The following is a 2,151-nucleotide window of genomic DNA, read 5'->3' on the forward strand; positions in this document are numbered from 1 at the left end:
TCTGTTGGGGGAGCGGCTTTGTCTTGGTCCGGCCTTGTAGCTGGCCTTTCCTTCCCACCACGAGACTCCTGACCAGCCCTATTGCTATCATCATTACCACCAGGATATGTTTGACGGTCAGGATCTTAGAGTAGGTATTGCCCATACGAAAGAGGCCCTCAAAAGCCGGGTTATGCTTGGCCAGGAACACTCCACTGAGTATGAGCACCACCATACTCACGTACACAAGTTTAGTCAGCCGCCGCTGAAAAATATCCATGAACTTCTTCATCTCGGCGCCTGGCCCCAGTAGCGTCCTGGCTACAGGCACTAGGATAATGCCGGTCGTAAACAAGCCTCCGAACCAGATGACGGTAGCCAGGTCGTGCAGAAATTTCATCAGCCCATATACCGGTATCATACCCCTTCCTCCTTTGTTGCCGTCCTGTCTGAATGAGACTTCATTGAACACCAAACTGGAGCCAGCCGGGACAGCGCAGAACTCAACCCGGCTTCAGCTGTAGGGCAAGCGCTCGCCAAAGCGGCCGAAGCAGCGGAGTTAATTATGACTATCCTGGCAAGGCTCTTCATACGCAGCCAGAAATTTGTCCAGCCGGGAGCGGTTGGCCTTAATGGTACGAACCCAGTCCTTTAAGAGGGCCTGGCCCGCTTCCGTCAGTTCGTACACCCGCTTCGGGGGACCTTGGGAACCCTCTTCCCACACCGATACAACCATCCCCTGCTCTTCCAAATGGCGAAGGGTCCGGTAAAGAGTCGCCATATCCGCGGAAGTACCTTCAAACCCGAAAGCCTTGAGCTTTTCCATTAGTTCATACCCGTGAGCCCTTTCCTCCCTCAAAAAGAGAAGCAGGCAGGGCTCCATAAACCTCTCCATCCGCCCTACTGCACCTGGCCCGTACCGCCGACCGTCTCTGTCCTGCAAGCAAACAGCTCCTTCCCGCCTATGCTTCATAATCAAGTCATGCCATCAACTATACGTGTCATAGCTATATACCATACGCATATAGTTCTCAGTACTATAGTAAGGCATTATATAGAAGTTGTCAACGGTATGACTGTTGTGGCGGACCTGATAAAGAATTGCCCAACCTGCTGACTGCTTTTCGTTCTGCCAGACGGCGCTTGGGTCTGGCTCAGGGTTGGCCAAGAGCTTGGGCGGGGCGGTGATGTCGTATTTCTCAAGGTAGGGAAAGAGCAGGTTTTCTTTTCGGCTGTAATGCTTATCGATTTCCCCCAGGCGCTCTACGGCGTCGGCTAAGCGGTGGAAGGCCTCCAGGCTTTCTTCTTTGGCTTCTCCGCCAAGAAGCTTAAGGGCAGGCTTGATTTCCTCATCGATAAGTTTCTCAAGAGCCCGGTTCTCCTGCTTGAAGGTATGTTCCGGATGGCCCGGCGTTTCCTCGGGCTTGCCCGGACGGTGAATGTCGGTAATCGCCCCCTTAAACACAGCAGCGTGAACATCGCATAGCCGCTGAACTTCGGAAACCGGCATTCCTTCCATGATCAAGTTTTGTTGCATCTGGGCAATCTCTTCGGCCGAGACCCCCTCGATCAGCTTAGCAAACTGCTCCTTCACCTCATCTACGCTGCGCCCCCGGTGCAGATCCATAATCAGTTCCTTCAGCACTTTTTTTTCCGATACTCCTGATTGTTGATCAGCTCGGTCATCGTACTCCCCACCTTAATTAGTGGCATTTTATGCATAGGAATTAAATGCCATAATTACTATCACTATAGTTGGGATCGGTAACCCTTCTTATCTTAGCGCATTTGATACTTTTACCATACCCCGCTGCTGCCAGCCTATTCGACCTGCGCAAAATATGCCCCCTTGACACCATGGCCGAATATCGATATGATATATATCTGAACGATATATTGCCGTAGTGGGGAAGTGCAAAGCCATGGAGCACGTCATCCTTGGTTTTCTGACCATGGGAGACATGACTGGATATGATATCAAGAGGCTTATGAGCATCAGCACGTCGTTTTTCTATGATGCGAGCTACGGGAGCATCTATCCTGCCCTCAGGAAGCTAGAAGAAAGAGGGCTTGTAAAGTCCAGCGAGGCAATAGAAAGCGGGCGCCTCAGGAAGGTCTATTCTATCACTGATGAAGGGCGCGAGGAGTTTCTCCGGTGGCTTGGAGGGCCAC

At 51.9% G+C, this 2,151-nt stretch carries 3 protein-coding genes and 1 pseudogene; 1 reads left to right on the top strand and 3 read right to left on the bottom strand.

Annotated elements, in window-relative coordinates; all coding sequences use genetic code 11:
• From H5U02_15245 to H5U02_15255, 3 genes and pseudogenes are all read right to left on the bottom strand, one after another.
• The coding region (locus tag H5U02_15245) for a CopD family protein (GenBank protein MBC7343776.1) at nucleotides 1–400 on the bottom strand (400 nt) is incomplete at its 3' end.
• 138 nt (nucleotides 401–538) lie between these two features.
• Nucleotides 539–874 (bottom strand): helix-turn-helix transcriptional regulator, encoded by a 336-nt coding sequence (locus H5U02_15250; protein ID MBC7343777.1) that lies wholly within the window; start codon nucleotides 872–874, stop codon nucleotides 539–541.
• A gap of 93 nt (nucleotides 875–967) precedes the next feature.
• A pseudogene (locus tag H5U02_15255) lies at nucleotides 968–1,665 on the bottom strand (DUF438 domain-containing protein).
• Between the two features lie 236 nt (nucleotides 1,666–1,901).
• Here H5U02_15255 and H5U02_15260 point away from each other — a divergent pair.
• Nucleotides 1,902–2,151: PadR family transcriptional regulator (locus H5U02_15260; protein MBC7343778.1), on the top strand; the 250-nt coding region annotated here is incomplete at its 3' end.

It is taken from the genome of Clostridia bacterium, from assembly GCA_014360065.1.
Taxonomy (GTDB): Bacteria; Bacillota; DSM-521; order Neomoorellales; family JACIYF01; genus JACIYF01.